A 26,826-nucleotide genomic window follows, 5' to 3' on the forward strand; every position below is an offset into this window, starting at 1 on the left:
AGGGGCTCGGCTCTACAAGCGTCGTGGCGCGTGACACCGTGTAGCGCCCGAGCCCATGCTCGGGCGGCGGCGCAGCCGCACAGGCGGCCCCTGTTACAGGGGCCGCCCTCATGCAGGTATCAGCGCTTCTTCTTCGCCTTGCCCTGCTCGGCCGGGCCGATGGTCTGCTCCAGCCAGCGCTCGCTTTCAGCCAGCATGGTCATGATCGATTCGCGTGCCCGGTAGGCATGCGATTCGTTGGGCAGCATCACCAGCCGCGCGGTGCCACCCAGGCCCTTCACCGCGGCGAACATGCGCTCGCTCTGGATCGGGAACGTGCCGGAGTTGTTGTCGTCCACGCCGTGGATGAACAGGATCGGATCCTTGATCCTGTCGGCGTAATTGAACGGCGCCATCTTCTGGTAGACGTCCTGCGCCTGCCAGTAGTTGCGCTCCTCGGCCTGGAAACCAAACGGAGTAAGCGTGCGGTTGTAGGCACCGCTGCGCGCGATGCCGGCCTTGAACAGGCGGGTGTGTGCCAGCAGGTTGGCCGTCATGAACGCACCATAGGAGTGGCCACCGATGGCGATGTGATCGCGATCGGTCACGCCTCGGCGCACCACTTCATCCACCGCCGCCTGCGCATTGGCCACCAGCTGTTCGATGTAGGTGTCGTTCGGCTCCTTGTCACCCTCGCCGATGATCGGCATCGACGGGCTGGCCAGCACTACGTACCCCTTGGCCAGGAACGCCTGCGGGCCCCAGTAGCTGACCGCGTTGAAGCGGTACGGCGAATCGGTCACCTGGCTGGCTGCGGCCGCGCTCTTGAACTCGCCCGGGTAGGCCCACATCAGCAGCGGGCGCGGGCCGTCGCGCTTGGGATCGTAGCCCGGCGGCAGCAGCAGGGTCGCGGTCAGGTCGACGCCATCCTTGCGCTGGTAACGGATCTGCTCCTTCTGCACGCCCTTCAGCTGCGGCAGCGGATGGGCGAAACGGGTCAGCGCGCGCGGTGCGGCACCGGCATCGGCCAGCGACTGCACGTAGAAGTTGGCCGGTTCGTCCGGGCTCTCGCGGCTCAGCAGCAGCGAATTGCCCTGGTTGTCCAGCAATGCCACCGGCAGCGAATAGCTCGGCGCCTGCGAATGGAACAGGCGCGTCGCCTTGCCCGTGGCGATGTCGAAGCGGTCCACGAACGGGCGGTCGCCTTCCGGCGAAGCGCCGGCACCGGCCAGGTACAGGCTGCTGCCTTCCGGGCCGGTCTGCAGCAGCGAGCGACCACGTTCATCGCTGGCCAGCAGCGGCCGCCCCGGATCGGCATAACGGTCCTGCGCGTCACGATCCCACAGCAGGCGCGGCTCGGCACCGGCGTTGTCCGGGGCGATCAGCCAGGTCCTGGTCCTGCGGGTCTTCCACCACGACTCGGTCAGCAGGGCCAGGTCGCCACGGCCCCAGTTGATGCCGCTCAGGCGGCTGCCAAGCTGGGCCAGGGTCACCGGCGGCTTGTCGAACGGCGCAGCCTGCATCAGCACCGCATCGCGCACCTTGGCTTCCCGGTTCGGATCACCACCGTCCTGCGCTTCGGCCCAGACCAGGGTGGCATCGGCATCACCGCGCCAGCTGATGTCGCGCACGCCGGTCACTTCGGCATCGTTGCCGGTCGGCAGGCCTTCCACCAGCGGGCGCACCGCCACGGTATGCACCAGCTTGCCGGTGGCACGCTCGATCACTTCAATGCGGCGCGGAAAACTGCTTACCGGCACCACGTAGGAGTACGGACGCTGCACCGGCTGGCGCAGCACGAAGCGGCCGTCAGGCGACACCGAGAAGCCCATGAAGATGCCGGCCGCACCGATCGCGCGGGTACTGCCATCCAGGCCGACTTCCATCGGCTGGGTAGTCGCGTAGTAATCGAACTGGCGGGCGTCGGCTTCGTTCTTCAGCAGGTCCTGATAGGTACGGATCGACACCACGCCGCCACCCTGGCTGGTCTGCTGCACAGCAGGGCCGGTCGGGACGCCGTCGGCAGCCGGGGCCGGCCCCAGGTTGGCCGGGCGGGTGAACACCACCAGCCCGCGGCTGTCCGGCAGCCACTGGTAGCCGCTGCCGATCACCGTGTTCAAGCCGGCAACCAGGCGGCGGGCGCTGCCACCGGCCACATCCACCAGCCACAGTTCATTGGCGCCGCTGGCGGCGTCGACCTGGTTGAAGGCCAGCCACTTCTGGTCCGGCGACCACATCACACTGGCGATCGACAGCGTGGCCGGCAGGCCACTGATCTGCCGCTCCTTGCCATCGGCCACGTTCATCAGCCACAGCTTCTCACCGAAGCTGAAGCGGCTGTCGGAGAACGTGCGCGGGTTGATGCGCAGGCCGGCCAGCTTCAGTTCCGGCTGCGCCACCACCTGGATCGACGGCAGCGACGGCATCTGCATCATCGCGGCCACGTCGCGGCGCGGCGACAGGAACAGCGACGGCGCGCGCGGCGCGTCGACCACTGCCTGCAGTGCGGCCGATGGCAGTTCGTAGCCATTGACGCCCTGCGCCTGCGCCGGAGCTGGCTGCGAGGCGGCCGCCCAGGCCAGCGGGGCCACCGCCAGCAGCCCCATCGACAGGACCAGGCCGGTCCAGCGCCGTGTGCGGCGCGCGTGCATGCTCATCGTTCCACCTGTGTGATGCGTGAAAACTCCGACCTTAACAGGCCGTGCACGTGGCCCCATCTGCCGATGGTTGGGTCATGCCGATGTCACGCTGGGGCCGCGATATAATGGGGGTTCTCCCCTGCCGAGGGGCGCTGCGACCGGATCCCACGAGGCCCGGCCAGGCTCGGTAAGGTGGCTTTGTAACAACGGCGCCCGGCTAGATGCGAGCATCCGCTCGCCCACAACCGGAGCACACGAATGAACGCTGTTGCCAAGACCTTCTCCACCGAAGGTGATTACAAGATCCGCGATATCACGCTGGCCGACTGGGGCCGCAAGGAACTGGACATCGCCGAGCACGAAATGCCGGGCCTGATGTCGATCCGCCGCAAGTACCAGGCCGAGCTGCCGCTGAAGGGCGTGCGCGTGACCGGCTCGCTGCACATGACCATCCAGACCGCAGTGCTGATCGAGACCCTGAAGGACATCGGCGCCGATGTGCGCTGGGCCTCGTGCAACATCTTCTCGACCCAGGACCACGCGGCTGCCGCCATCGCCGCCACCGGCACCCCGGTGTTCGCCTGGAAGGGCGAGACCCTGGAAGAGTACTGGGACTGCACCCTGGACGCGCTGACCTTCACCCTGGCCGACGGCACCCTGACCGGCCCGGAACTGGTGGTCGACGACGGCGGTGACGTGACCCTGCTGATCCACAAGGGCTACGAGCTGGAAAACGGCAGCGACTGGGTCAACACCGCGTCCGCCTCGCACGAAGAACAGGTCATCAAGAACCTGCTCAAGCGCGTGGCCAAGGAGCGCCCGGGTTACTGGGGCCGCGTGGTCAAGGACTGGAAGGGCGTCTCCGAAGAGACCACCACCGGCGTGCACCGCCTGTACCAGCTGGCCCAGGCCGGCACCCTGCTGATCCCGGCGATCAACGTCAACGACTCGGTCACCAAGAGCAAGTTCGACAACCTGTACGGCTGCCGCGAGTCGCTGGCCGACGGCCTGAAGCGCGCGATGGACGTGATGCTGGCCGGCAAGGTGGCCGTGGTCTGCGGCTACGGCGACGTCGGCAAGGGCTGCGCGGCCTCGCTGCGTGCCTACGGCGCGCGCGTGATCGTCACCGAGATCGACCCGATCTGCGCCCTGCAGGCGGCGATGGAAGGCTATGAAGTCAACACCATCGAATCGACCCTGGGCCGTGCCGACCTGTACGTCACCACCACCGGCAACCGCGACATCATCCGCATCGAGCACCTGAGCGCGATGAAGGACCAGGCCATCGTCTGCAACATCGGCCACTTCGACAACGAGATCCAGGTCGACGCACTGGTGTCCTACCCGGGCATCAAGCACGTCAACATCAAGCCGCAGGTGGACAAGTACATCTTCCCGAACGGCAACGCGATCTTCCTGCTGGCCGAAGGCCGCCTGGTGAACCTGGGCTGCGCCACCGGCCACCCGAGCTTCGTGATGTCCAACAGCTTCGCCAACCAGACCCTGGCACAGATCGACCTGTGGGCGAACAAGGACAGCTACGAGAAGAAGGTCTACCTGCTGCCGAAGAAGCTGGACGAAGAAGTGGCCCGCCTGCATCTGGAGAAGATCGGCGTGAAGCTGACCACCCTGAGCCAGGAACAGGCCGACTACATCGGCGTGCCGGTGGAAGGCCCGTTCAAGCCGGACCACTACCGCTACTGATGCCTGTGGGGTGCCGGCCAGCGGCCGGCACTACCGGCGTACGCGGGGTCGGATCCCTTTCCGCATGAAAGGGCTCTGACCCCGGCAACGGATGCAGACAGGACGGGCGCCTTCGGGCGCCCGTTCTGCGTTGCGGCACCCGGCAACCGATCCGCGCACCCTGTCACGGAGCACTCAGAAGCCGCTTGCTAGGCTTTACGCCCGCGTGGGCTGCCAACGGCAGGCCATGCGCCGGGACGCAGACACCAAAGGACAGGACATGCCGCGCAACCGTGAACGACTGAACCGGGCCATGAAGCCCCTGATGACCCTGTGCTGGGTGGCCCTGCTGGCCGCCTGCACCCCACCTGCCGGCGACGCCGGCGCTACGGCTCCGGCTGCGGCCAGCGGACAGGCCAGCCCCGCAGGCAAGGCCGCCGACGCGCCCGCCACGGTTGCCGACACGAGCGCTGGTTGCGCCGATGCAGCGTCGCCGGCACAGACCCTGGTCTGCAAGGACCCGACCCTGACCGGCCTGGATGCGGACATGGGCAAGGCGGTCACTGCCGCACAGGCCACGCTCGATGCAGCAGGGCAGAGCAAGCTGCACGCCGAACAGCAGCGCTGGCAGGAGCACACCCGCGACCTGTGCACCGATGCACAGTGCCTGCGGCAGGTGTACGCCGATCGCCTCAAGGTGCTGTCCGCTACGCGTGACGGCCTGGTCGATCAGGATGCATGCGAAGCCCCTGACGGCCAGCAGCAGTGCGTGGACCTGCTGGTGCTGCGCGATCCCAACAGCCAGCTGGCTAACTTCAACACGCTGCTGGGTGAGAACGGCCAGGAAGGCCGCCTGCTGGGCTGCACGGCCGCCACGAACATGGGCGGCGGCGCCAACGCCCTGCTCGCAGCCAACTGCACCCAGGAAACCTCCGCCGGCAGGCGCACCGTACAGCTGTGCAGCAACCAGATGGTTGGCCAGTTCGCCCTCGAACCGGCGCCGGCTGCTTACGGCACCCAGGCTATCCGCCAGCTGCTCGGCTTCACCCAGCAGCACTGCGCCGGCTGACAATCGCCGGGCACGCCCGGCGCTTTTCTCTCATTGAAGGACGATGACCATGGCAACGGATTCCACCATTACGCGCGAACAGCTGTCCACGCTGTTCCTCAACACCGAGCTGGGCGGCGACACCCGCCACCTGGACCACTTCTCATACGCACAGAAAGGCGCAAGCACCTATTCGTTCGGGCTGGTGCAGTTCGATGTCGGCGGCAATCCGCAGGCCAGGCGCTTCCTGCGCGACAACGGCTTCACCGATGGTGACATCGCACTGTTGTCCCAGCAGGGCGGCTTGAGCACCCAGCAGCTGGCGGCGCTCGACGCCAAGTTGCAGGCCATTCCGCAGGCCAGGATGGACGAGCTCACCAACGCCAAGCTGGACAGCGCCATCGAGCGTGTCGATCAGGCCATCGCCAAGGTGCGTGCAACCAATCCGGCCGCGGCCGATGCCATCGCCGCCAACCCGGAGTTGCAGTTGGCCATGGCGGACTATGACAACCAGTTCGGCAGCATGGGCCCGCAGTTCATCAGCTATCTGGCCGGCAATGCGGAAAAGCTGCAGGGCGGCACGGTCCAGGCCGGCAATCCGCCGACGCGCGGCGACGTGCAGAACTTCGTCGATGCCACCAAGTACGGCATCCAGTCGCAGGCCGCCGTAGCCAGCCGCGATGAGCGCTTCGACCGGGCCATGGTCCAGATCGGCATCACCCCCACCCATGCTCCCTCGCACGGGTCACCGGGCACGCCTGCGGGCAACGGCGTGCTGGTCAACGGCAGCAAGGGCGATGAGGTGCAGGCCATGCAGCAGAAGCTGTCCGACCTGGGCTATCTGGGCAAGGACGGCAAGCCGCTGGTGGCCGATGGCGATTTCGGCCCCGGCACCCTGGAAGCGGTCAAGCAGTTCCAGCGTGATCACCACCTCACCGTAGACGGCAAGGCTGGCGGCACTACCCTGGCCGCACTGGATGCGGCCACGCAGCAGCGCGCACCGGCTGCCGAACCGACCATGGCCACCCCGGGCCACGCCGACAACCCGCGTTACCAGCAGGTCGTAGAAAAGCTGGAAGCACTGGAAGAACAGCGGCGCCAGGGCGGCCTGTCGCCGCTGTTCAATGACCGCAGCCAGCTCGAGAACGCCGCAGGCCAGGTGGCTTACGAGTCAAAGTTGGCCGGCATGAGCCAGGTCGATACCGTGCTGGCGCGGCCGGACAACCAGGGCGTGTTCGCGGTGCAAGGCCAGCTCGGCGATCCCGCCATGCATCGCACCTACGTCGACCTGTCGCAGGCGGTGAACCACAATCTGCAGGACAGCACGCGGCAGAGCCAGGCCCTGGACAACGAACTGTCGCAGCGGCAGACCCAGGAACAGATGCAGACGCAGCAGTCGATGTCGCGCTGATGCTGGATGCAGCCGATCGCAGCCGGGACGGGCGCCTTCGGGCGCCCGTTCTGCGTTGACGCGCGAGTCTCGGTCAAGGCAACGCCCCCGCCCCGCGCTAGGATGCGTCCATGACCCCGGCCATCAACCTGCTCAAGCGCGAGAAGATCGCCCACACCGTGCGCAGCTATGTGCACGACGCCCACGCCGAATCGTATGGCGGCGAAGCCGTCGACAAGCTCGGCCTCGACCCGGCCCAGGTCTTCAAGACCCTGCTGGCCAGCACTGAAGCACATGAACTGCTGGTGGCGATCGTGCCGGTGGCCGGCCACCTGGACCTGAAGGCGCTGGCCGAAGCGGCCGGCTGCAAGAAGTGCGAGATGGCCGCCGCCGACGCCGCGCAGCGTGCGACCGGCTACCTGGTCGGCGGCATCAGCCCGCTGGGGCAGAAGAAGCGCCTGCGCACGTTCCTGGATGCCAGCGCGCAGGTGTTGCCCACGCTGCACGTCAGCGCCGGCCGCCGTGGCCTGGAAGTGGAACTGGCGCCGGCCGACCTGCTGCGCCTGACCGCCGGCCACTACGCTGCCATCGGCAAGGCACGCTGATGCGCTGGCCGTGGTCTGCGGCACCGCCGCCCAGGCTGGAAGACGCGCAGGCCGATGTGCTGCTGCAGGACCTGCTGTCGCGCGACGCGACGCGCATCACCGACGCCGCCCGCATCGTCGCACGACTGTTCAGTGCACCGTCGCTGGACGCATTGGCCGCGCATGTGGACCTGATTGAACGCAGCTGCCACGGCATCACCCTCGGCGGCATGCTGATCAGCAACCAGGCGCATCTGGAGGCGGCCCTGAAACGGCTGCGTCACTGGCAGGCGCACGCAGGCTGCCTGTGCGCGCTCAATCCCGGCTACCCGTTCTTCGATCCGCGCCGCCTGATCGAACAAGGGCAGATGCAGCTGCTCGCGTTGCAGGAGGCCGAGGATGGTTGGGGCGATTGCCACAACGTTGCCTGCATGCACTGCGGCCAGCATTGGCAGGCCATCGACCGCGAGTACCACTACCCGTGGTGGGAATGGAAAGCTGCCTGAAGGCCAGGCAGCCAAGCATGGCGTGGCTCTACTGCGGTCCGTACACTCACGCGATGCGTGGATGACCAATATCGCTCACGGCCGCCAGTTCGCGTTGCTCTCCCAGAACTCGACAGAACGCCGGTAGGCCTCGCGGTCCAACGGCACGCCGGAACCGCCCTCTTCCACGCCCAGCGCATTGCGCATCATCGTGATCGGCGCCATCGGCACCTCTTCCGGCTCGGCGGTATAGATACAGCCGACGATGCCCCAGTCGGCCTCGATCGGCGAGCCTTCCTTCGCCAGCTGCTCGGCGCTGTACAGGATCACCACCAGATAGTTCGCACGCGGCGACTCCACGCCCTCGAACCAGCGCACCAGCACCGGCAGTTCGTCGCGATTGCGTGCCTCGTAACCACTGCGCAGCAGATGGCGGTTGGCCTCGGTGATCGGCACGGTCAGGCAGCGCGTGCTGGTCCAGTTCTCGTAGACGAACAGTTTGCAGAACGGCGCATAGCCGTCCAGTACCTTCATCGGCGCGTGCGCGTTGAGGTGCGCTTCGAACTGTTCGGCAGTGCAGTCCTGGATCGTGTTGCCACGCGGTACGCGCGGGAACAGGCGGGGACGGGCGAAATCGGTGAGAACGATGGACATGGCACGGCGTGATCAGGGAATCCGCTGCACAGGGTAACCGCTGGTAGCGCCTACAACGCCATCCGCTCGCGCAGCTCCCGCGCCTGCCGTCGCGACACTTCCACCTCGCTGCCATCATCCAGCGTCAGATCGTAGCCGTCGCCGATGCTGGGCGACACCCCACGGATACGGCGCAGGTTGACCAGTGTGTTGCGGTTGGCGCGGAAGAATAGATCCTGCGGCAGGCGTGCTTCCAGCGCGCTCAGGCTGCGGGTCAACAGGGCGTTCTGGTCGCGGAACCACAGGCGCGTGTAGTTGCCATCCACCACCAGCCGGCGAATCTCGGAGACCGCCACGAACCAGCAGCGTTCACCCTCGCGCACGAACACCTGGTCCTGTGCGCCCAGCGTGTTTCGCAGTTCCGACGCCCCGCTCGCCACCACGTCGCGCTCGCGCGCCCGCTCCAATGCTTCCAGCAGGCGCGGCGCCTCCACCGGCTTCACCAGATAGTCCAGCGCATTGGCCTGGAATGCGCGTACCGCGTAGGTGTCATAGGCGGTAACGAATACCACCGCCGGCACCGCCTCCAGGCCGTCCAGCACATCGAAGCCGCTGCCGGAGGGCATCTGCACATCCAGCAGCACCAGGTCCGGCGCCAGTGCGGCGATCGCCGCGCGTGCGGCGGGCACATCATCGGCCTCGCCCACGCACTGCACCCAGGGCAGCGCTGACAACAGCGTACGCAGCTCCTGCCGCGCCAGCCGCGCATCATCAACGATCAACACGCGCAGCACGCCACTCATTGCGCAATCTCCAGCAGGGCCTGCATGCGGTCGCCGACCGGCTGCAGCACGAATCGGCCACGCGTGCCCAGCTGCGCACGCAGGTAGGCCAGGCCGACGCCATGGCCATGGGTGGGTTCGCTGCCGGTTGCACGTGGATTGTCCACCTGCAACCGCAGCACATCATTGGCCAGCGAGGCATGGATCCGCACCTCGCCACCGCCCGGGCGACTGGCGATGCCGTGCTTGATCGCGTTCTCGACCAGCAGCTGCAGCGCCATTGCCGGCAGCAGCGCCTGCGTCGCGCCCGCATCGATATGCCGCAGCACCTGCAGGCGCTGCTCGAAGTGGATCGCCTCGATGGCCAGGTAGTCGTCCACCACTGCCAGTTCCTCGGCCAACGTGACCTGCTCACTGCGGTTGTGCGCCAGCGCCTGGCGCAGCGTGCGCGACAGCCGCGTGACCATGTCGCGCGCACCTTCCGGATCCTCCAGGATCAGCGCGCGCAGATTGTTCAACGCATTGAACATGAAATGCGGGTTGAGCCGCGCACGCAGCGCATCACGTTCCAGCGCACTGCGTTCGGCTTCGGCGCGCAGACGGGCCAATTCGGCCTGGCGCGCGCTGCGCATGCCGTGCAGGCCGGCCCACATCGCGGTCCATAGCCCCAGCATCAGCACGGTGTTGAGCCAGTAGAGCAGGCGTGCGACCGGGCGGAAATCACCCGATCGGCCGCCAAAATCCACCCACCCCAGCGCCAGCGCCGGCTGCAGCACCGCCGTCAGCAGCAGTTGCGCCAGTGCTGCACCCAGCAGCACCGCCAGCGCCAGCCGCAGCACCAGCGCGCCCAGGTCCAGCCGCCACCAGTGGCGCCGCAAGGCCAGCGCGCGCAGGCTGCCGCTGATGCCATACAGCAGCACGCCGAGGCCGACGCTGATGAGCGTACTTCCACTGCTGCTGGCGCCACCGAACGCGCCGGTCATGGCCAGGCTGATCACGCAGAACAGCGCCCAGCCGAGGGTGTTGATCAACCAGAAGCGCAGTGCGGAAGTCGAATCGGGCATGGCCATGGCCGGAACGGTCGGAAGGATCAGCGGTGGCTGTCGAGGAACGCCTGCACCTGCCCACGCAGCCACTGCGGATCATCCCACATCAGGAAGTGGTGGCCGGTCGCGCTCAGTTCGATGCGCACGCCGGGCAGCGCGGCGTACTGCGACTGGAAGATCGCACGCGCCGATGATTCGGTCGCACCGAGTGCCTGGTAGGACGCCCAGGCGCCCAGGACCAGCGTAGGCGAGTGGATGCCGGCCACCTCGCTGCGCAGGTCGGTCACCAGCATCGAGTACATTGCATCGGCGGTGGTGGCGCGATCGCTGTCATGGCCCCAGCGCCTCAGTTCGGGCAGGCGCGCGGTGCTGCTGGTCAGCGGGGCCAGCGCCGCTTCAGCCTGCGCCTGGTAGCTGGCCGGGTCTGCAGCCAGCATCGCAGTGCGCATCTTTTCGGCCATCGGCTGCACGCTCTGTGCGGTCGCCTGCGGGTTCTGCATGCCTGCATAGAACGGCAACGAATCGACGATGACCAGCGGCCCCAGTGCGTCCGGTTCCTTTACCGCCATCTGCAGCGTCAGCACGCCGCCCAGGCTGTGGCCGATCACCGCCGGATGGTCCAGCTTCTGGTCGTGCACATAGGCCAGCAGCTGGTTGCGCATGGCCGAAAGGAAATCCGCCGGCTGCGGGTCTGCCGGCGCGGCGCCGGCAAACCCCGGCAACTGCACCAGGTGGCACTGCACGTCCTGCAACGCGCGGCAGGTCTCGCGCCAGACCTCCGCGCTGCTGTTGAGGCCGGGAATCATCAACAGCGGGCGCCCCTTGCCGACCACCTCGACCTGCACCTTGCCGGCGGTCGAGTCAGTGGCGGCATGCGCCGAGCCGGAACCGAACACGGCCATCGCCATGCCGATCATCGCCAGCCGGGCCAGGGCTTTCATCGCGTACCAAAATGCCAGGAAGATCTTCATCGTCTGCTCCTTCATCGGGTGGGTGGTGCCGGGATGGGAACAGCGTGCTGCCGGTCCAGCGCCCCCGGTTACGATTCCGGAGCAACGGCCGGTCAGCAGGGCGAACGGTCGCGCGCCACGGATGGCCCGCCCTCACACCGCAATCGCACATCCATCTTGATGAAGCGATATACTGATCCACACCCGCCGCCGCCGCCCGTGCCATGACTGCCATCAGCTTCGAGTTCTATCCGCCCAAGACCGATGAACAGCGCAGCCAGCTGGATCGCGCCGCAGCCAAGCTGAAGGACTACGGCCCCGAGTACGTGTCCTGTACCTTCGGCGCTGGTGGCTCGACGCTGAGCTATACCTCCGAGACCGTGCGCCATCTCAACCAGCACCATGGCTTCGAGGCCGCACCGCATCTGTCGTGTGTCGGCGGCACCCGCCAGGAAATCCGCGAACTGCTCAAGCTGTACCGCGCCATCGGCTGCCATCGCCTGGTCGCGCTGCGCGGCGACCTGCCCTCCGGCATGGGCTTCCCCGGCGACATGCGCTATGCCGCCGAGCTGATCGAATTCATCCGCGCCGAACACGGCGATGCGTTCCGCATCGAGGTAGGTGCCTACCCGGAGACCCACCCACAGGCCTCCGATGCATTGGCCGACCTGAAGCACTTCAAGGCCAAGATCGATGCCGGCGCCGACGCGGCGATCACCCAGTATTTCTACAACCCGGATGCGTACTTCCACTTCGTCGATGCCGTGCGCCGGCTCGGCGTACAGGTACCGATCACGCCCGGCATCATGCCGATCGCCAACTTCAGCCAGCTGCGCCGTTTCTCCGAGCAGTGCGGTGCGGAGATCCCGCGCTGGATCAGCCGCAAGATGCAGGCCTATGGCGATGACGCCGAATCGGTGCGGGCGTTCGGTACCGAAGTGGTCGCCAGGCTGTGCCAGCGCCTGGTCGAGGGCGGCGCGCCGGGCCTGCACTTCTACACCCTGAACCTGGCCAAGCCGACCACGTCGGTGCTGAAGCTGCTGCACGGCTGAAAGCACGCCATGCCACCGCGATCGGCGCTACCCTGCGTCGATGAACCGGCTTTCCTTCCTGCTGTTGCTGCTGTCATTGTGCTCGGCATCGAGCGTTGTCCATGCGCAGTCCACGCGCTTGAACCGCTGCACCGATGCGCAGGGCCAGAGCGTGTATACCGACCGGCCCTGCGACAGCGTCGGCGCCCGATCACGATTGCCACCGCCCGCGCCCACCGGCAGCACCCTGCGGCGAGACACCCTGGGCGCGCGCTGCCCACGGCGCCTTAGCGAGCTGGTGGACGCGCTGCGCATCGGCATCCTCAGCAACGATGTGAACCGGTTGTCGTCGCTGTACCTGTGGGGCGCGGTCTCCGATACCGGTGCGCAGCGCATCCTCGGTCAACTGGAATCGCTGGTGCGGCGGCCGCTGGTAGACGTGGTACCGGTGTATCCAGGACAGGGCCAGGACGCAGTGACTGACGAGGGTCAGGGCCCTGCTGCGCAGGGATCCGCCCCTGAGCCGACGGATGTTCGCCATCCGGTCGGACTGCGTCTGGAGCAGACCCTGCCAGGCAGCGTGGCGCGTGCCTCGACGGTGGTGGGATTACGGCGGCAGTACGGGTGTTTCTGGATCACGTTGTGATCGCAGGCATCCATCCACGCATGGCGTGGATCTACTGCCTCCCTTCCACGCCAGCACCGGGCGATGCCCGGCGACCGACGCGGCTTTACGCCGGCCACAACCCGCCAATCGCAGCGATACCCTGCCCACCGTGGCGACGGGCTTCGGCGATATGGCCGGCGACCATCCCACCCAACGCGTAGATCGGCAGCGACACCTGCGCGCGCAGCGCGGCGAAGGCCTCCCAGCCCAGCGGCACTGCCCCGGGGTGGCTGGCCGTGGCCTGCACCGGGCCGAGCACCACGAAGTCGCAGCCCAGCCGCTGCGCCGCCTGCAGCTGCTCCAGGTCGTGGCAGGACGCGGCGACAAGCTGCCCTTCCGGCAAGGGCCGTTCCTGCAGGTCCTGCAGCTGCTCGCTGCCCAGGTGCACACCCACGCCCAGTGCGCGTGCCAGCGCGACATCGCGGTTGATCAGCCATTGCACGCCGCGACGATGCGCGCGCACGGCCTGTTCGATCATTGCCTGCCGTTGCGGGTGTTCCGGTGGCAGGCGCAGCTGGATGCGCTGCTGGCCCGCCGCGACCGCGCGCTGCAGGCAGTCATGCCAGTGCTGCACGCCGCTGGCATCGTCAGCCGGCGCCGGCGTGATCAGGTAGCGGTCCGGTTGGCGCAGTGCGGCCACCACCGGCAGGTCGGCCGGCGGCATCGAATAGCGGCCCAGCTTGTCCTGCGCCACCCAGGTGATCGCCTGGCCTTCGCGGCCGCGCGGGGTGCCCTTCCAGCTGCGCACATGGCGCACTTCCAGGGTCAGGTGCTTGTCCGGATAGCGCTGCGGCACGTCCATCAGCCAGGGCCCGACATCGGCCTCGATGCCCAGCTCTTCGCGCAGTTCACGCGCCAGCGCCTGTTCGGAGGTCTCGCCGGATTCGCGCTTGCCGCCGGGGAACTCCCACAGGCCGGCCATGTCGCGGTTCTCGGTACGGCGGTTGAGCAGCACGCGGCCACGGGCGTCGGTGATGACGGCGGCCACGACGTGGATCGATCGGGTGGGGGAAGGCATGGGGGAAGCATGCCCAGAACAGTGCGGCCGGCGCAATCACGGATCCTGTGCAACTCCCCCCGCAACAAACGAAAAGCCCCGCTTTCGCGGGGCTCTTCGGGATCAGCTCAGCTGGCCGTGGCAGTGCTTGTACTTCTTGCCACTGCCGCACGGGCACGGATCGTTGCGGCCGATCTTCGGCTCGTCGCGCTGCATCTGCGCGACGCCCTGCTGGGCAGCCTGCACCTGCGCAGCTTCCTCGTCGGCACTGTAGCCGCCCGCATCCTGGTGCTGGAACTGCGACTGGCTCAGGCGAGCCTGCGCCTGCTGCCGCTCGGCGGCCTCCAGGGCCTGCACTTCCTCGTCGCTGCGGATACGCACGCGGGCCAGCAGGGTCACCACTTCGCGCTTGACGTTCTCCAGCATGTCCGAGAACAGCTCGAAGGCTTCCTTCTTGTATTCCTGCTTGGGCTGTTTCTGCGCGTAACCACGCAGGTAGATGCCCTGGCGCAGGTAATCCATGCGCGCCAGGTGCTCCTTCCAGCTCTGGTCCAGCACGGTCAGCATCACGTGCTTCTCCAGCGCGCGCATGGTCTCTTCGCCCAGGCTGGCTTCCTTCTCGGCGAAGTGCTGGTTGACGCGCTCCTGGACCTTGCTGGCGATGGCCTCGGCGTCCAGTTCCTCATGCTGCTTGACCAGGTCGGTCAGCGACATCTGCAGGCCGAAGTCCGACTCCAGGGTCGCTTCCAGGCCACGCAGGTCCCACTGCTCGTCGATCGAGTTCGGCGGCACGAAGCGCGCAACGATGTCGAAGATCACGTCGTCACGGATGCCGTCGACGTTGTCCTTCACCGATTCGGCGTCCAGCAGCTCGTCGCGCTGGGCGTAGATCACCTTGCGCTGATCGTTGTTGACGTCGTCGAAGTCCAGCAGGTTCTTGCGGATGTCGAAGTTGTGGGCCTCGACCTTGCGCTGCGCCTTTTCGATCTGGCGGCTGACCAGGCGGTCCTCGATGACGTCGTCTTCCTTCATGCCCATCATGCGCATGGCCTTCTGCACCCAGTCGGAGGCGAAGATGCGCATCAGGTTGTCTTCCAGCGACAGGTAGAAGCGGGACGAACCCGGGTCACCCTGGCGGCCCGAACGGCCGCGCAGCTGGTTGTCGATACGACGCGACTCGTGGCGCTCGGTGCCGACGATATGCAGGCCGCCAGCGGCCTTCACTGCATCGTGGCGCTTCTGCCATTCGGCCTTGACCGCCGCCTTCTGCTCGTCGGTTGCGTCCTCGCCCAGAGCGTGGATCTCGGCTTCCAGCGAGCCGCCCAGCACGATGTCGGTACCACGACCGGCCATGTTGGTGGCGATGGTCACCGCCGCCGGGCGGCCCGCGTTGGCGACGATGGTCGCTTCGCGGTCATGCTGCTTGGCGTTGAGCACTTCGTGCTTCACGCCGGCCTTGCTCAGGTGCTCGGACAGCATTTCCGAGGTTTCGATCGAGGTGGTACCCACCAGCACCGGCTGGCCGCGCTTGGCGCACTCTTCGATGTCGGCCAGTACCGCATTGAACTTGCCCTTGCGGTTGAGGAACACCTGGTCCGGGCTGTCCTTGCGGATGGTCGGGCGGTTGGTCGGGATCACCACCACTTCCAGGCCATAGATGCTCTGGAACTCGAACGCTTCGGTATCGGCCGTACCGGTCATGCCGGACAGCTTCTTGTACATGCGGAACAGGTTCTGGAAGGTGATGCTCGCCAGCGTCTGGTTCTCGCGCTGCACCGGCACGCCTTCCTTCGCTTCCACCGCCTGGTGCAGGCCATCGGACCAGCGGCGGCCCGCCAGGGTACGGCCGGTGAATTCGTCGACGATGACCACTTCGCCATCGCGCACGATGTAGTCCACGTCACGCTGGTAGATCGCGTGCGCGCGCAGGGCGGCGTTGAGGTGGTGCACCACGGTCAGGTTCTGCGCCGCGTACAGGCCTTCGGTCTCGCCATCGAGGATGCCGGCCTCGACCAGCAGCTGCTCGGCGTGCTCCATGCCCGCTTCGGACAGGTGCACCTGCTTGCCCTTCTCGTCGACCCAGAAATCGCCTTCGCCGTCTTCCGCTTCCTGCTTGACCAGGTGCGGCACGACACGGTTGACGCGGATGTACAGCTCCGGGGAATCATCGGCCGGACCGGAGATGATCAGCGGGGTGCGCGCTTCGTCGATCAGGATGGAGTCGACTTCGTCGACGATGGCGTAGTGCAGGCCGCGCTGGTAGCGGTCGGCCTTGGACAGCGCCATGTTGTCGCGCAGGTAGTCGAAACCGAATTCGTTGTTGGTGCCGTAGGTGATGTCCGCGGCGTAGGCTTCGCGCTTGTCGCTGTGCGGCATGCCCGGGTACACCACGCCCACGCTCAGGCCCAGCCAGTTGTACAGCTTGCCCATCTGCGCGGCGTCGCGGCGGGCCAGGTAGTCGTTCACGGTGACCACGTGCACGCCCTTGCCTTCCAGCGCGTTGAGGTACACCGGCAGGGTCGCCACCAGGGTCTTGCCTTCACCGGTGCGCATTTCTGCGATCTTGCCCAGATGAAGCACCATGCCGCCGATCAGCTGCACGTCGTAGTGGCGCATGCCCAGCACGCGGCGACCGGCTTCGCGGCAGACCGCGAACGCTTCCGGCAGCACCTTGTCCAGGGCTTCACCGCCAGCAATGCGCTGCTTGAACTCCGGCGTCTTGGCCTGAAGCTGCTCGTCGGACAGCTTCTCGATCTCCGGCTCCAGCGCATTGATCTTGGCGACGATGCGGTTGAGCTGGCGCAGCTGTCGTTCGTTACGACTGCCAAATACGCGGGTAAGCAGGCTGTTGATCATTGAAGGAACCGGGTTGGATGGACACGACGCCCGGCCTCCCCCTGGGGATCCGTCCGCCGCAAACGAAACAGGGCGCCTGGCGCCCTGTCGATGGCAACACCCATTGTAGCTTGGGACGGCCCCAAGGGGTTTCAACCCTTTGGCGATGGGGTCGGATCCCATTCGCCATGGCGAATGGGCTCTGACCCCAGGCCTGGGATCAGCCGCGGCTGACGCGGCCGACCGGCGTGTTGCCGCCGTCGCCGAGGAACTTGCGCGGGTTGACCACGTTGCCGTTCTCCCACACCTCGAAGTGCACGTGGGCACCGGTCGAACGGCCGGTGGAACCGGCCTTGGCCACTTCCTGGCCGGCACGGACCAGGTCGCCGGCCTTCACCACCAGGCGCGAATTGTGCGCGTAGCGGGTGACATAGCCATTGCCATGGTCGACATCGACGACATTTCCGTAGCCGCCCTTCACGCCGGCGAAGCTGACCACGCCCTCGGCCACGGCCATCACCGGGTCACCGACCTTTGCGTGGAAGTCCATGCCCTTGTGGGTGGCGGCGCCGCGGCCGAACGGGTCGGCACGGGTGCCGAAGCCGGAGGTCACGTAGCTGTTGCGGATCGGCATGCGCGACGGCACGGCGTTCTGCTGCAGCTGGTGGTCGAACATCAGCGATTCCATCACCGACAGCTGGCGGCCTGAAGCAGCGAAGCGCTGCTCCAGCACCTGTAAGTCGGCGTTGACGTCCTTGACCGGGATGTCGCTGGTCGGGCCGCCTGCGTCACCGTCACCGAGGCCGGGGGTCTCGTTGAAGTCGAACTCGCCGTCCTCCAGCTTGCCCATCTGGGTCAGCCGTTCGCCGAGGGCGTTGAGGCGGGTCGCCTGGGCCTGCAGCTCGCCGAGGCGAGCCGCCAGCGCATTGACCTGGGTCTGCGCATCGCGCTTGACCTTGGCCAGCTCCGCATCCTGGCGCTCGACCTTGGCCTGCAGCCGGGAATCATTCAGCGCGCTGGCGCCAATGCCGCCAGCAAGGCCGATAATGCAGCCTAACCCGAGCACGCTGCCCAGCAGGGCGCGGGGGCGGTCCTCGAAATAGAACCGCAAACGCGTGATCGGCGACGATTTGGCCTGTCCTTCACGCGTTTTGATTACGATCTTTTTGAATGCCATCAGTGAGTTTTCATGTCTGAGCCGAAATCCAGCGTTCGCCCCGCGTCGGCACCGAAACCGGCGCTGGATGCGGTAATGGCGGACAAAAGCGGGAACCCGCTGCGGCGTGCCCTGTGGCTCGACGCGCTGGACCGTCAGTTGCGCCCCCAGTTGCCGCCACCTCTGCGCAGCCGTTGCCGGCTGGCCAATGTGGACGGGGAACACCTCGTTTTTCTCGTCGAGTCCCCGGTCTGGCATGCCAAGTTGCGGCTTGCCGAAGCCCAGCTGCTCGACGCGGCCCGTTCCATCGGGCTGAAGGCCACCAGGGTGACCATCAAGACTGCGTCTCCCACTCCCACGCGCTCCCCAGCGCTCGACAACCGGAATGGACCCCACGCAGTTTCAGCCGCCACGCACAAAGGGCTACGCGACGCCTTGGCTTGCCTGCAGGACGTTCCCTCGAAGCCGAAGAAACGGTCCTGATGGCAACGGAGCATCCGGCTCCGCTCCCCGTCGCGCGTGTCACCACGGCGTGAAACATTTCGGGGGCCGGGTCGCATCCTAGCGGCCATCCGGGGGCCTGTCGTTAGATTGTTGTTAAAACTGCGTTAAATTCAGGCTTCTGATCCAACAGGTTCACAAAACCGTGACCTTGAACCAGCCTTGACGTCTTTCAAGCACGCTGAATGCGTCGCCAACGCCGGAAACAAGAACGCCGCCCAGGAAGGCGGCGTTTTTATCTTTAAATTCAATAGTCTACGGAATCAGGCGTATGCTGGGGTGGCGTATTCCACCGGATCCGGGGTGGCCGGCGAGTCGAAGCTGACCCATTCCCAGGCACTGGCGTCGGCCATCAGGGCCCGCACCAGCTTGTTGTTGAGCGCGTGGCCGGACTTGAAGCCCTCGTAGGCGCCCAGCACCTGGCCACCGGCCAGATAGAGGTCGCCGATGGCGTCAAGGATCTTGTGGCGCACGAATTCGTCGGCGTAGCGCAAGCCGTCTTCGTTGAGCACGCGGAACTCGTCCAGCACGATGGCGTTGTCCATCGAACCGCCCAGGCCCAGGTTGCGCTCGCGCATGTACTCCAGGTCGCGCATGAAACCAAAGGTGCGCGCGCGGGAGATTTCCTTGGTGTAGGCCAGCGTCGAGAACTCGATTTCCTGGCGCGACTGCTTGGCCGGAATCATCGGGTGATTGAACTGGATGGTGAAACCCAGCTTGTAACCCTCGTACGGAGTGAAGCGGGCCACCTTGTCGCCCTCGGTCACTTCCACGGTCTTCAGCACGCGGATGAAGCGCTTGGGCGCATCCTGTTCCACGATGCCTGCCGACTGCAGCAGGAACACGAACGGGCCGGCCGAACCGTCCATGATCGGCAGCTCGGCCGAGGACAGCTCGACGATGATGTTGTCCACACCCAGGCCGGCCAGCGCCGACATCAGGTGTTCGACGGTCTGGATCTTGGCGTCGTTGCAGGTCAGGCCGGTGCACAGGGTCACTTCGGTGACCAGTTCGGCCTTGGCCGGCACTTCCACCACCGGGTCCAGGTCCACGCGGCGGAACACGATGCCATGGTTGACCGGTGCCGGGCGCAGGGTCATGTAGACCTTGTCACCACTATGCAGGCCAACGCCGGTGGCGCGGATCGTGTTCTTGAGGGTGCGTTGCTGGATCATGGGGATGGACCGGAAGTGACACATTAGATTAACACGCGCACTCCCCTACCCTGGCTGAAACGCCAGTGACAGCCACCGGCAGGACACACCGGCACGCAGCTGGGAAAGCCCGTGAAGCAGGGCGGCCGGGCCCATCCTGGCCCGGCGCCCGCATTTTCAGGACATGGTGGCGCAACCCGGGGAGGACAACCCCGGGCCGCCCCGCTTAGTCCGCCTGGCGGCGCAGGAAGGCCGGGATGTCCAGGTAGTCGTTCGGCAGTTCCGCCGCTGCCGGGGCCGAAGCCGCCGGGGCCGACGCCGCCGCGGTATCGCTGCTGGCGCGACGCAGGCCCAGGCCCATGCCGCCCACGGCCTTGGACACGGCGTCGCCGCCGTTGTCGAACTCGCCGAACTCCGGCTGGCCGGTGGTGGCGTTGCGGACCAGCTTGATCGGTGCACGCTCGCCCGGACGCTGGGTCTTGCTGGCCGAGACGCGGTTCAGGCCAGTGGCCACCACGGTCACGCGCACTTCGTCCTGCATGTCCGGGTCCAGCACGGTGCCGACCACGACGGTGGCGTCTTCCGAAGCGAAACCGTCGATGGTGCGGCCGATCTCGTCGAACTCGGCCATGGTGAAGTCGGCGCCGGCGGTGATGTTGACCAGGATGCCGTTGGCACCGGCCAGGTTCACATCGTCCAGCAGCGGGTTCTGGATCGCCGATTCGGCAGCGGCCTGGGCGCGGTCATCGCCCCGTGCGGTGCCGGTACCCATCATCGCCAGGCCCATTTCGGACATGACGGTGCGCACGTCGGCGAAGTCGACGTTGATCAGGCCCGGACGCACGATCAGGTCGGCGATGCCCTGCACGGCGCCCTGCAGCACGTCGTTGGCGGCGCGGAAGGCCTGGATCATGGTCGCGTTGCGACCCAGCACGGTGATCAGCTTCTCGTTCGGGATCGTGATCAGCGAGTCGCAGTGCTGGCTCAGTTCCTCGATGCCCTTCAGCGCCACCTGCATGCGGCGACGGCCTTCGAACGGGAACGGCTTGGTGACCACGGCCACGGTCAGGATGCCCATTTCCTTGGCCAGCTGCGCCACCACCGGCGCAGCGCCGGTGCCGGTGCCGCCGCCCATGCCGGCGGTGATGAACACCATGTCCGCGCCCTGCAGCGCGTCCATGATGCGCTCACGGTCTTCCAGCGCGGCCTGGCGGCCGACTTCCGGGTTCGCGCCTGCGCCCAGGCCCTTGGTCACGTTGGTACCCAGCTGCAGCTGCAGCTTGGCACCACAATTCTTGATGGCCTGCGAGTCGGTGTTGGCGGTGATGAACTCCACGCCGTCCACCGCCGAGTTGACCATGTGCGCCACGGCATTGCCGCCGCCGCCGCCCACGCCAACCACCTTGATCACCGCATTGGGTGCCATCTTTTCGATCAGTTCAAAATGCGCCATGTCCGTGTCCTCGTTGTATCCGCTTGTCGGTGGCATGGACGGTCGGGCCTCCTGCCTTCGCGTGTCATGTTGCCGTTGCGGCTGTGTGGGTTGTGTAGTGCGTTGTTGCGTTGTGATGCGGGTACTGCGGGTGTTGCGCCGGGCTGGGCCCGGAGTTACGGGTTCCGCGTCAGAACTCGCCGCGGAACCAGGTCTTGAGTTTCTTGAACATGCTTCCAGCGCGCCCGGTCGGCAGCGACGGCCGCCGCGGGTGCTCGATCTGGCTGCCCATCAGCAGCAGGCCCACGCCGGTGGCGTGCACCGGGTTGCCGACCACTTCGCCCAGGCCGGTGACGTGCTGCGGTATGCCCACGCGCACCGGCATCTGCAGCATTTCCTCGGCCAGTTCGACCACGCCCTCCATCTTCGACGCGCCACCGGTCAGCACCATGCCGGCGCGCACCAGTTCCTCGAAGCCGGAGCGGCGCAGTTCGGCCTGCACCATCTCGAAGATCTCCTCGTAGCGGCCCTGCACGGCCTGCGCCAGCGAGTGGCGCGGCATGCGGCGCGGCGGCCGGTCGCCGACCGACGGCACCTGGATGCTCTCCTCGGCCGTGGCCAGTTGGGCCAGGGCGCAGGCATAGCGCACCTTGATCTGCTCGGCTTCCGGGGTCGGCGTGCGCAGCATGTGCGCGATGTCGTTGGTCACGTGGTCGCCGGCGATCGGCAGCGAGGCGGTGTGGCAGATCGCGCCCTGCACGAACACCGCGATGTCGGTGGTACCGGCGCCCATGTCGACCAGCACCACGCCCAGCTCGCGCTCGTCGGCGGTCAGCACCGCCACGCTGGAGGCCAGCGAGGACAGCACCAGGTCGTCCACCTGCAGGCCGCAGCGCTGCACGCACTTGCTGATGTTGGCCGCCGCCGACTGCGCGCACACCACCAGGTGCGCATGTACCTCCAGGCGCACGCCGGTCATGCCGACCGGGTTGCGGATGCCCTCCTGCGAATCGTCCAGCACGTACTCGCGCGGAATCGCGTGCAGGATCTTCTGGTCGGCCGGGATCGCCACCGCCTTGGCTGCGTCGAGCACGCGATCCAGGTCGCCCCAGGTCACTTCACCGTCGCGGATCGGCACGATGCCCGGCGAGTTCTTGCACTGCACGTGGTTGCCGGAGATCGAGGCGTACACCGAACGGATCTCGCAGCCGGCCATCAGCTCGGCTTCTTCCACCGCACGCTGGATCGACTGCACGGTCGATTCGATGTCCACCACCACGCCACGCTTCAGCCCGCGCGATTCGTGCGAGCCGATGCCGATCACTTCGATCGGGTTGCCCGGCGAATACTCGCCCACCAGCGCCACCACCTTGGAGGTGCCGATGTCCAGGCCAACGATCAGCGATTTGTCACCCTTGCGATTCATGTCCTTTCCTGCGTGCTTCTGGCCGGGGTCGCCGGCGTTTTCGCCGGCGTGGCCGGGGTACCCCAGCTCAGCGTGAAACCATTGGTGTAACGGAGGTCGGCGCGCTCGATCGGCGCGTCCTGGCGGTTGAGCTGCGGCAGCACCTTGACGAAGCGCTGCATGCGCGAGCGCGCGTCGTCACGGCCGACCACCACTTCGGTGCCGTTGCTCAGCACCAGCGACCAGCTGCCGCGAGCATCCATCGTCACCCGGCGCACGTCGACGCCGGCCGGTGCGAACAAGGCACGCGAGTCGCTGTACAGCTTCATCACTTCCTGGGTCTGGCTGTCCGGGCCATCCAGCTCCGGCAGTTCCAGGTCGGACAGTTTCTTCGGCGTGGGGAACAGCTTGCCCTGCTCGGAGACCAGGCGGTCGTTGCCCCAGCGTGCGAACGGCTTGTGCTCGACCAGGGTCACTTCCAGCACATCCGGCCACTGCTTGCGTACCTGCGCGCTTTCCACCCACGGCAGCTTTTCCAGCGCGTCCTGCGCATCCTGCAGCTTGACCGCGAAGAACCCGGCGCGCGCGTACGGCAGCAGCACCTGCTGCAGCTGCTCGGCCGGTACCCGCTTGAACTCGCCATGCACGCGCAGCTTCGCCAGCGGCCAGCGCTCGGCGCCGACCCAGCCATTGACCACGGCCACCACCGGCAGTGCAACCACCGACAGTGCCAACAGCCAGACGAAGATGCGCAGCAGCGCGTTCATGCGTGCGTGGCCCCCAGGGTCTGTTCCAGCACGCGCCACACCAGTTCCTCGAAACCGATGCCGGCCTGGCGGGCCGCCTTGGGTACCAGCGAATGGCTGGTCATGCCCGGCGCGGTGTTCACTTCCAGCAGGAAGAAACGGCCGCTGGCGCGGTCACGCATCACGTCCACGCGGCCCCAGCCACGGCAGCCGGCGGCGCGGAATGCGGCCAGCGCGATGCGGCGGATCTCGTCTTCGTCGCTACCGTCCAGGCCCGGGCACAGGTACTGGGTGTCCTCGGCGATGTACTTGGCGTTGTAGTCGTACCACTGGCCCTTGGGCACGATGCGGATCGACGGCAGGGCAACGTCGCCAAGGATGGCCACGGTCAGCTCATCGCCCACCACCATCTGTTCCATCAGCAACTGGCCGTCGTAGCGCGCGGCCAGGGCCACGGCCTCGTCCAGGCCGGCCTCGTCGGTGACCCGGCTGATGCCCACGCTGGAGCCTTCGTTGGCCGGCTTCACCACCACCGGCAGGCCCAGCTCTGCCGCCAGTGCATGCACCGTGGACGCGTCGACCTTCCGGTACTGCGGCGTTGGCAGGCCCAGCGACAGCCACACCTGCTTGGTGCGGATCTTGTCCATGCTCAGCGCCGAACCCAGCACGTCCGAGCCGGTGTACGGCACGCCGAAGGCGTCCATCAGGCCCTGCACGATGCCGTCCTCACCGCCACCGTTGTGGCCATGCAGGATGTTGAACACGCGGTCGATGCCACCGGCGGCGAGCGCGCTGGCCAGCGCCGGAATGCCATCGACGGCGAACGCATCGACGCCGCGCGACTGCAGGGCTTCGAGCACGTTGCGGCCCGAATCCAGCGACACCTCGCGTTCGCTGGAACTGCCGCCGAGCAGCACGGCGACGCGGCCGAACACGGCCGGGTCGGTCACGCGCAGCGGCGGGAAAGTCAGCGCGCTCACGCCTGGCCCTCCCCCTGGAAGCCTTCCACCGCGATATGGGCGGCCACGGCACCGATATCGCCGGCCCCCATCATCAGCAGCAGGTCACCGTCCTGCAGCACGTCCGGCAGCACGCTGGCCAGCTCGGCGGCCTTGCCCACCACCACCGGCTCGCTGCGGCCACGCGCGCGGATGGCGCGGGCCAGCGCATGCGAGTCGGCACCGGCAATGGGTTCCTCACCGGCCGGATAGACCTCGCTCAGCACCAGCGCGTCGACGCTGGACAGCACCGCGGCAAACTTGTCGAACTGGTCACGGGTGCGGCTGTAGCGGTGCGGCTGGAAGGCCACCACCAGGCGCTTGTCAGCCCAGCCGCCGCGGGCGGCGGCGAACACCGCCTCCAGCTCGCTCGGGTGATGGCCGTAGTCGTCGATGATGCGCACCTTGGCACCGCTGGCGGTGGTCACTTCGCCCAGGTCATTGAAGCGGCGGCCGACACCGGCGAAGCCTTCCAGCGCGCGCGCGATGGCGTCCGGCGCCACGCCCAGCTGCCAGCCCACCGCGGCGGCGGCCAGCGCGTTGAGTACGTTGTGCCTGCCCGGCAGCGCCAGCACCACTTCCTGGCTGGTGCCCTGCGGCAGGCGCAGGGTGAAGCGCATGCGCGATCCTTCCTGCACCACGTTCTCGGCGCGCACGTCGGCCTGCGGGCTCATGCCGTAGCTCATCACGTGGCGCGGGGTCCTGGCAGCCAGCGCGGCCACTTCCGGATCGTCGATGCACAGCACCGCCAGGCCGTAGAACGGCAGGCGCTGCAGGAATTCGGCGAACGCCGCCTGCACGCGGGCAAAGTCGTTGCCGTAGTTCTCCAGGTGGTCCGCATCGATGTTGGTGATGATCGACATCAGCGGGTTCAGGCGCAGGAAGCTGCCATCGCTTTCGTCGGCCTCGGCCACCAGCCACTGCCCACCGCCCAGTTTGGCGTTGGCACCGGCAGCTAGCAGCTGGCCACCGATCACGAACGTCGGGTCCAGGCCACCTTCGCTCAGCACCGCTGCGGTCAGGCTGGTGGTGGTGGTCTTGCCATGGGTACCGGCCACGGCGATGCCGCGGCGGAAGCGCATCAGCTCGGCCAGCATCGCCGCGCGCGGCATGATCGGAATGCGCTGGCTGCGCGCTTCCATCAGCTCCGGGTTGTCCTCGCGGATGGCGCTGGAGACCACCACGCAGTCGGTGCCCAGCACATTGGCTGCCGAGTGGCCGCGCATGATGCGCGCTCCCAGGCTGGCCAGGCGGCGGGTTGCCACGTTGTCGGCGTTGTCCGAGCCGGACACTTCGTAGCCCAGCGTCAGCATCACTTCGGCGATGCCACTCATGCCGGTGCCACCGATGCCGACGAAATGCACGCGGGGGAACGCGCGCACCAGGTCGTTGGTGTCGTGCAGGCGACGGATCATGCGCGGCCTCGCGCAGGGCAGGCGCGGTGGCATGCCTTCTTCATACAGCTTCCTCGAGAATGATATCGGCGATGCGCTCGGCGGCATCGACCTTGGCCAGGGCACGCGCGGCTTGCGCCATCTGCATGCGGCGGGCGGGATTTTCGGACAGATCGCGCAGCAGTGCGGCAATGCCGTCGGCCAGCGTTCCGTCCTGCTTCAGCAACACCGCCGCGCCGCGCTCGACCAGGTACTCCGCATTGCGGGTCTGGTGATCGTCGACGGCAGCAGGGAATGGCACCAGCACGCTGCCGACGCCGGCCGCGCACAGCTCGGCCAGGGTCGACGCACCGGAGCGGCACACGACCAGATCGGCCCAGGCGAAGGCCTCGGCCATGTCCGCGATGAACGGGGTGATTTCAGCCTGCACGCCGGCCTTGGCATACGCCTCGACCGCCTCGGCATGCATTTTCTCGCCGCTCTGGTGGCGCACCTGGACCGGCACGCCGGCACCCAGCGCGGCAATCGCCTGCGGCACGCCGGCATTGAGTGCGCGCGCACCCTGGCTGCCGCCCACCACCAGCACGCGCAGCGGGCCGTTGCGGTCGGCGAAGCGCTGTTCCGGCGGAGCGATGGCAGCGATCTCCGCACGCACCGGGTTGCCGACGAACTCCTCGCGCTGGGCGAAGGTGCCCGGGAAGCCGGTCAGCAGCCGGCGCGCATAGCGCGACAGGATGCGGTTGGTCAGGCCCGGTGCACGGTTCTGCTCATGCACGATCAGCGGCAGGCCATGCAGGCGCGTGGCCATGCCACCCGGGCCGGAGGCGAAGCCACCGAAGGCCACCACCGTACGCGGCTGGCGCTTGCGGATGATCATGCCGGCCGCGCGCAGCGCGCGCATCAGCCGCCATGGCGCCGCCAGCAGCGCCAGCTTGCCCTTGCCGCGCAGGCCGGTGATCGCCAGCGTGTCGATGGCGATGTCGTGCTGCGGCACCAGGCGGGTTTCCATCGCGCCTTCGGCGCCCATCCAGGTGACCGGCACGCCACGCTCGCGCAGCACGCGGGCCACGGCCAGGCCGGGGAAGATGTGACCGCCGGTACCACCGGCCAGGATCATCACCGGGCGCACCTTCTCGTTGGCTGCACTCATGACAGCCTCCCGAAGGTCGGTTCGATGCGCGACTGCAGGCGGCTGGTGCCGCGCGCTGCGTTCGCCGCAGCGGCAGCCGTCGGCTCGGCGCTCGCCGGCACGCTGGCGGCCACCGGCGTGGCGGCGGCGTCCATCGGCTCG

Annotated in this window: 22 protein-coding genes, 2 pseudogenes and 1 riboswitch; of the genes and pseudogenes, 8 read left to right on the plus strand and 16 right to left on the minus strand. The window is 67.3% G+C overall.

Annotated elements, in window-relative coordinates; translation table 11 throughout:
* Positions 1–119 precede the first annotated feature (119 nt).
* Positions 120–2,636, minus strand: coding sequence for a S9 family peptidase (locus HMPREF3114_RS12715; RefSeq protein ID WP_070489878.1), 2,517 nt, complete (start codon positions 2,634–2,636; stop codon positions 120–122).
* Positions 2,637–2,756: 120 nt separating this feature from the next.
* Positions 2,757–2,840, plus strand: a riboswitch (S-adenosyl-L-homocysteine riboswitch).
* A 36-nt stretch (positions 2,841–2,876) separates the two neighbouring features.
* Here HMPREF3114_RS12715 and ahcY point away from each other — a divergent pair.
* The 5 genes from ahcY to HMPREF3114_RS12740 all read left to right on the plus strand — a co-directional run bounded on the left by ahcY (position 2,877) and on the right by HMPREF3114_RS12740 (position 7,829).
* The gene (gene ahcY / locus HMPREF3114_RS12720) at positions 2,877–4,322 is read left to right on the plus strand and encodes an adenosylhomocysteinase (protein ID WP_033834449.1); all 1,446 of its coding nucleotides are present in this window, start codon (positions 2,877–2,879) and stop codon (positions 4,320–4,322) included.
* A 292-nt stretch (positions 4,323–4,614) separates the two neighbouring features.
* Complete coding sequence (locus tag HMPREF3114_RS12725; RefSeq protein ID WP_235646836.1) at positions 4,615–5,370, plus strand: lysozyme inhibitor LprI family protein; 756 nt, start codon at positions 4,615–4,617, stop codon at positions 5,368–5,370.
* Between the two features lie 49 nt (positions 5,371–5,419).
* On the plus strand, positions 5,420–6,760 hold the full coding sequence (locus HMPREF3114_RS12730) for a peptidoglycan-binding domain-containing protein (protein ID WP_229766028.1): 1,341 nt from the start codon (positions 5,420–5,422) through the stop codon (positions 6,758–6,760).
* 110 nt (positions 6,761–6,870) lie between these two features.
* On the plus strand, positions 6,871–7,344 hold the full coding sequence (ybaK, locus tag HMPREF3114_RS12735) for a Cys-tRNA(Pro) deacylase (protein WP_005415308.1): 474 nt from the start codon (positions 6,871–6,873) through the stop codon (positions 7,342–7,344).
* Entirely contained in the window at positions 7,344–7,829 is a 486-nt protein-coding gene (locus HMPREF3114_RS12740) for a hypothetical protein (RefSeq protein ID WP_005415307.1), read from the plus strand. The genes ybaK and HMPREF3114_RS12740 overlap by 1 nt, the downstream gene beginning before the upstream one ends.
* Positions 7,830–7,904: 75 nt before the next feature.
* On the opposite strand, the gene HMPREF3114_RS12745 is transcribed toward HMPREF3114_RS12740, so the two are convergent.
* From HMPREF3114_RS12745 to HMPREF3114_RS12760, 4 genes are read right to left on the minus strand one after another with little or no spacing between them, the layout of a single operon-like run.
* Complete coding sequence (locus HMPREF3114_RS12745) at positions 7,905–8,462, minus strand: DUF3228 family protein (protein WP_053498826.1); 558 nt, start codon at positions 8,460–8,462, stop codon at positions 7,905–7,907.
* Positions 8,463–8,512: 50 nt separating this feature from the next.
* Positions 8,513–9,244 (minus strand): LytR/AlgR family response regulator transcription factor, encoded by a 732-nt coding sequence (locus HMPREF3114_RS12750; RefSeq protein ID WP_070489879.1) that lies wholly within the window; start codon positions 9,242–9,244, stop codon positions 8,513–8,515.
* Complete coding sequence (locus HMPREF3114_RS12755; RefSeq protein ID WP_070489896.1) at positions 9,241–10,287, minus strand: sensor histidine kinase; 1,047 nt, start codon at positions 10,285–10,287, stop codon at positions 9,241–9,243. The genes HMPREF3114_RS12750 and HMPREF3114_RS12755 overlap by 4 nt, the downstream gene beginning before the upstream one ends.
* A gap of 26 nt (positions 10,288–10,313) precedes the next feature.
* On the minus strand, positions 10,314–11,240 hold the full coding sequence (locus tag HMPREF3114_RS12760) for an alpha/beta fold hydrolase (RefSeq protein ID WP_070489880.1): 927 nt from the start codon (positions 11,238–11,240) through the stop codon (positions 10,314–10,316).
* 203 nt (positions 11,241–11,443) lie between these two features.
* Between HMPREF3114_RS12760 and metF the strand changes: the two genes are divergently transcribed.
* Both metF and HMPREF3114_RS12770 read left to right on the plus strand, forming a co-directional pair.
* Complete coding sequence (gene metF, locus HMPREF3114_RS12765; protein WP_005415304.1) at positions 11,444–12,271, plus strand: methylenetetrahydrofolate reductase [NAD(P)H]; 828 nt, start codon at positions 11,444–11,446, stop codon at positions 12,269–12,271.
* A 40-nt stretch (positions 12,272–12,311) separates the two neighbouring features.
* On the plus strand, positions 12,312–12,896 hold the full coding sequence (locus HMPREF3114_RS12770; protein ID WP_070489881.1) for a DUF4124 domain-containing protein: 585 nt from the start codon (positions 12,312–12,314) through the stop codon (positions 12,894–12,896).
* An 85-nt stretch (positions 12,897–12,981) separates the two neighbouring features.
* Here the strand turns inward: HMPREF3114_RS12770 and HMPREF3114_RS12775 are convergent, their stop codons facing one another.
* The 3 genes from HMPREF3114_RS12775 to HMPREF3114_RS12785 form a co-directional block, all read right to left on the minus strand.
* Entirely contained in the window at positions 12,982–13,935 is a 954-nt protein-coding gene (locus HMPREF3114_RS12775) for a Nudix family hydrolase (RefSeq protein WP_070489882.1), read from the minus strand.
* 102 nt (positions 13,936–14,037) lie between these two features.
* Positions 14,038–16,770, minus strand: coding sequence for a preprotein translocase subunit SecA (gene secA, locus HMPREF3114_RS12780; RefSeq protein ID WP_005415301.1), 2,733 nt, complete (start codon positions 16,768–16,770; stop codon positions 14,038–14,040).
* A 199-nt stretch (positions 16,771–16,969) separates the two neighbouring features.
* On the minus strand, positions 16,970–17,926 hold the full coding sequence (locus HMPREF3114_RS12785) for a M23 family metallopeptidase (RefSeq protein WP_070489883.1): 957 nt from the start codon (positions 17,924–17,926) through the stop codon (positions 16,970–16,972).
* 12 nt (positions 17,927–17,938) lie between these two features.
* Here HMPREF3114_RS12785 and HMPREF3114_RS12790 point away from each other — a divergent pair, with 12 nt between their 5' ends.
* A complete protein-coding gene (locus tag HMPREF3114_RS12790) occupies positions 17,939–18,388 on the plus strand; it encodes a DciA family protein (protein ID WP_049413132.1) in 450 nt (149 codons plus the stop codon).
* A gap of 281 nt (positions 18,389–18,669) precedes the next feature.
* On the opposite strand, the gene lpxC is transcribed toward HMPREF3114_RS12790, so the two are convergent.
* From lpxC to HMPREF3114_RS21490, 8 genes and pseudogenes are all read right to left on the minus strand, one after another.
* Positions 18,670–19,581 (minus strand): UDP-3-O-acyl-N-acetylglucosamine deacetylase, encoded by a 912-nt coding sequence (lpxC, locus tag HMPREF3114_RS12795; RefSeq protein WP_005415298.1) that lies wholly within the window; start codon positions 19,579–19,581, stop codon positions 18,670–18,672.
* Between the two features lie 205 nt (positions 19,582–19,786).
* Entirely contained in the window at positions 19,787–21,013 is a 1,227-nt protein-coding gene (ftsZ, locus tag HMPREF3114_RS12800) for a cell division protein FtsZ (RefSeq protein ID WP_070489884.1), read from the minus strand.
* A 169-nt stretch (positions 21,014–21,182) separates the two neighbouring features.
* Entirely contained in the window at positions 21,183–22,418 is a 1,236-nt protein-coding gene (gene ftsA, locus HMPREF3114_RS12805) for a cell division protein FtsA (protein ID WP_005408083.1), read from the minus strand.
* 71 nt (positions 22,419–22,489) lie between these two features.
* Positions 22,490–23,164 (minus strand): annotated as a pseudogene (locus HMPREF3114_RS12810) (cell division protein FtsQ/DivIB); the annotation flags it as partial.
* On the minus strand, positions 23,161–24,123 hold the full coding sequence (locus HMPREF3114_RS12815; RefSeq protein ID WP_070489885.1) for a D-alanine--D-alanine ligase: 963 nt from the start codon (positions 24,121–24,123) through the stop codon (positions 23,161–23,163). The pseudogene HMPREF3114_RS12810 and the gene HMPREF3114_RS12815, both read right to left, overlap by 4 nt.
* Positions 24,120–25,556: a UDP-N-acetylmuramate--L-alanine ligase gene (gene murC, locus HMPREF3114_RS12820; protein WP_005415294.1), complete on the minus strand. Its 1,437-nt coding sequence runs from the start codon at positions 25,554–25,556 to the stop codon at positions 24,120–24,122. Before murC ends, HMPREF3114_RS12815 begins: the two co-directional genes overlap by 4 nt.
* A gap of 40 nt (positions 25,557–25,596) precedes the next feature.
* A complete protein-coding gene (gene murG / locus HMPREF3114_RS12825; protein WP_070489886.1) occupies positions 25,597–26,685 on the minus strand; it encodes an undecaprenyldiphospho-muramoylpentapeptide beta-N-acetylglucosaminyltransferase in 1,089 nt (362 codons plus the stop codon).
* Positions 26,682–26,826 (minus strand): annotated as a pseudogene (locus tag HMPREF3114_RS21490) (cell division protein FtsW); the annotation flags it as partial. The pseudogene HMPREF3114_RS21490 and the gene murG, both read right to left, overlap by 4 nt.

It is taken from the genome of Stenotrophomonas sp. HMSC10F07, from assembly GCF_001807895.1.
GTDB lineage: Bacteria > Pseudomonadota > Gammaproteobacteria > Xanthomonadales > Xanthomonadaceae > Stenotrophomonas > Stenotrophomonas sepilia.

Bases quoted from the DNA above. Each gene is read 5' to 3' on its own strand.
- HMPREF3114_RS12785 (WP_070489883.1), bottom strand. From the start codon at position 17,926: ATGGCATTCAAAAAGATCGTAATCAAAACGCGTGAAGGACAGGCCAAA.
- HMPREF3114_RS12715 (WP_070489878.1), bottom strand. From the start codon at position 2,636: ATGAGCATGCACGCGCGCCGCACACGGCGCTGGACCGGCCTGGTCCTG.
- ftsZ (WP_070489884.1), bottom strand. From the start codon at position 21,013: ATGGCGCATTTTGAACTGATCGAAAAGATGGCACCCAATGCGGTGATC.
- murC (WP_005415294.1), bottom strand. From the start codon at position 25,556: ATGATCCGTCGCCTGCACGACACCAACGACCTGGTGCGCGCGTTCCCC.
- HMPREF3114_RS12770 (WP_070489881.1), top strand. From the start codon at position 12,312: ATGAACCGGCTTTCCTTCCTGCTGTTGCTGCTGTCATTGTGCTCGGCA.
- HMPREF3114_RS12740 (WP_005415307.1), top strand. From the start codon at position 7,344: ATGCGCTGGCCGTGGTCTGCGGCACCGCCGCCCAGGCTGGAAGACGCG.
- ftsA (WP_005408083.1), bottom strand. From the start codon at position 22,418: ATGAATCGCAAGGGTGACAAATCGCTGATCGTTGGCCTGGACATCGGC.
- ybaK (WP_005415308.1), top strand. From the start codon at position 6,871: ATGACCCCGGCCATCAACCTGCTCAAGCGCGAGAAGATCGCCCACACC.
- HMPREF3114_RS12730 (WP_229766028.1), top strand. From the start codon at position 5,420: ATGGCAACGGATTCCACCATTACGCGCGAACAGCTGTCCACGCTGTTC.
- metF (WP_005415304.1), top strand. From the start codon at position 11,444: ATGACTGCCATCAGCTTCGAGTTCTATCCGCCCAAGACCGATGAACAG.
- HMPREF3114_RS12755 (WP_070489896.1), bottom strand. From the start codon at position 10,287: ATGCCCGATTCGACTTCCGCACTGCGCTTCTGGTTGATCAACACCCTC.
- HMPREF3114_RS12760 (WP_070489880.1), bottom strand. From the start codon at position 11,240: ATGAAGATCTTCCTGGCATTTTGGTACGCGATGAAAGCCCTGGCCCGG.
- HMPREF3114_RS12775 (WP_070489882.1), bottom strand. From the start codon at position 13,935: ATGCCTTCCCCCACCCGATCGATCCACGTCGTGGCCGCCGTCATCACC.
- HMPREF3114_RS12790 (WP_049413132.1), top strand. From the start codon at position 17,939: ATGTCTGAGCCGAAATCCAGCGTTCGCCCCGCGTCGGCACCGAAACCG.
- HMPREF3114_RS12750 (WP_070489879.1), bottom strand. From the start codon at position 9,244: ATGAGTGGCGTGCTGCGCGTGTTGATCGTTGATGATGCGCGGCTGGCG.
- secA (WP_005415301.1), bottom strand. From the start codon at position 16,770: ATGATCAACAGCCTGCTTACCCGCGTATTTGGCAGTCGTAACGAACGA.
- ahcY (WP_033834449.1), top strand. From the start codon at position 2,877: ATGAACGCTGTTGCCAAGACCTTCTCCACCGAAGGTGATTACAAGATC.
- lpxC (WP_005415298.1), bottom strand. From the start codon at position 19,581: ATGATCCAGCAACGCACCCTCAAGAACACGATCCGCGCCACCGGCGTT.
- HMPREF3114_RS12745 (WP_053498826.1), bottom strand. From the start codon at position 8,462: ATGTCCATCGTTCTCACCGATTTCGCCCGTCCCCGCCTGTTCCCGCGC.
- HMPREF3114_RS12725 (WP_235646836.1), top strand. From the start codon at position 4,615: ATGAAGCCCCTGATGACCCTGTGCTGGGTGGCCCTGCTGGCCGCCTGC.
- murG (WP_070489886.1), bottom strand. From the start codon at position 26,685: ATGAGTGCAGCCAACGAGAAGGTGCGCCCGGTGATGATCCTGGCCGGT.